Raw genomic sequence first — 1,152 nt, forward strand, 5'->3', positions numbered from 1 at the left:
ATTTTATTGTTGGTGAGGTCGAACTCGAACATCCGCATGAGGCCATTGCCACCCATGTACGCCATCTGGTAGTCCACGACCATCAAATGAACATCATTGCCGAATGAATTTCTCTTGGTGCTCGTGCATGAGCCGTGGTAATGACCACTGACGGCCATGAAAATCTGGTCGTTGCTCCTGATGAGCTTGTCCCACATGTAATTCGAATAAGCGGTATCCGCGGCGGTTGTCCCGTCTGTTCCGATGCCAACCAGCTGATGGTTCACCAGAATGACCGGGATATTCTTGTTGATCTGTATGACCTGATTCGCCCAGCTGATGGCATCGTCTGATGCTCTCCACGACATGGAGAGCACCAGGAATTGATTCCCCTCGGCCTGGAAAATATGGTATTCGTGAAAACCAGAGGCATGCCGGCCTCCGAAAGTCGACTGCTTTTGGGCACGTGCCGAAGGAAAAACTTGCAAGTACGGTTCAAAAAGGCCGACTCGGTGGCTGCCACCGTCCTGATAGCCGTCGTTATTGGCAAAGCCGGTGACGCCCACTCCCCAATCGGGGCCCCATTGCATATTGTTGTTCTTGTCGGCTCCAACGTCGTGATTTCCGGCGCAAATCGAATAAGGGCATTTTGCCGTCTCGAGCACCTGCATGGCCTGGCTTGCGAGTTCCCATTCCTTCGTGACCTGACCGTTGCTCAATTGACCGTTGCTCACGAGATCGGTCGAATCGCTCCACGGTACCGATTTTTCGTCGTTGTAATACCAGGACTGATCCACGATGTCGCCAAGATGGATCGTGAACGGCATTTTCAGTTGCTGGAAATTCTGCGCAATCCATTGCGTTTGGGTCTTGAATGGATTGTCGTATTGCGGATTGATGTTCGCATACAGCTTCTGGTACAGCTCACCCATCTTTTCCGAGGCATATCGAGGGTAGAACTGGGTATCCGGAAGAACTGAAATGGCAAAGCTGGATATCTTTTGCGCCGGGAGATTTTGGGCAGCAGGGTTTTGAACTCCGGATACCGCCCCATTACCCGACGAACCACTCGCTCCTGCTGCTGGAAATGTTCCAAAGCCAGTACCTCCTCCATTGCCACCACCGCAGCCAGACAAGGTTGCAATTCCGGCCGCGGAACCGGCAATCATCAAT

At 52.4% G+C, this 1,152-nt stretch carries 1 protein-coding gene; it reads right to left on the minus strand.

All coding sequences use genetic code 11. The features are described from left to right. A partial coding sequence (locus ACSFA3_RS24850; protein WP_475544584.1) for a metallophosphoesterase family protein occupies positions 1-1,148 on the minus strand: 1,148 nt, incomplete at its 3' end. Between the last annotated feature and the right edge of the window lie 4 nt (positions 1,149-1,152).

Origin of the sequence: Variovorax glucosi, from assembly GCF_051216695.1 — a bacterium.
Classification (GTDB): domain Bacteria; phylum Pseudomonadota; class Gammaproteobacteria; order Burkholderiales; family Burkholderiaceae_C; genus Variovorax.